Source organism: Amphritea pacifica (genome assembly GCF_016924145.1).
In the GTDB taxonomy this organism is placed as follows: domain Bacteria; phylum Pseudomonadota; class Gammaproteobacteria; order Pseudomonadales; family Balneatricaceae; genus Amphritea; species Amphritea pacifica.
In genome coordinates this window covers 1-468 of the sequence record NZ_JAFFZO010000117.1, presented here as the reverse complement: position 1 = coordinate 468, position 468 = coordinate 1, and the positions used below count along the sequence as shown (strand labels likewise).

Genomic DNA, 468 nt, shown 5'->3' with positions numbered 1-468 from the left:
CTGGACCTGTCTGATGACTGGGCATACCAGATCGTTAAGCAGGTGGGTAACTACGGAGAAGCGTATGAGCGTAACGTGGGTAAAGACTCGCCGCTGGGACTGGATCGCGGCCTGAACGCGCTGTGGAGTGAAGGTGGTCTGCAGTACGCTCCACCTATGCGTTAAGTGGTTGATCAACGGCTGGCCGTCAGGCTGGCCGTTTTTATTTCTGTCCCTGGCCTTGCTCCCGGGACAGAAGGATCCGTGTACTGATTTCTGGAGTTAACTTAACAATGTCCTCAGACATTTTGCATTCAGGTCACACACCTGATGGCGGCAGCTCGCCGCAGTCAAAAGCCCCGCCGGTGAGCAAACCAAAATTCTGGAATGACCCGAAAAAACGGTCGTTACTGTTTCAGGTGCTGCTACTGACGGCACTGGGCTTCGTCTTTTACACCATTATTCAGAATACCCTGACCAACCTTGAAC

At 53.0% G+C, this 468-nt stretch carries 2 pseudogenes; both read left to right on the top strand.

The annotated features are described in order from the left end of the window. Positions 1-165: pseudogene (locus JW499_RS22570) on the top strand (amino acid ABC transporter substrate-binding protein); the annotation flags it as partial. A 107-nt stretch (positions 166-272) separates the two neighbouring features. Further along, positions 273-468, top strand: a pseudogene (locus JW499_RS21665) (amino acid ABC transporter permease); the annotation flags it as partial.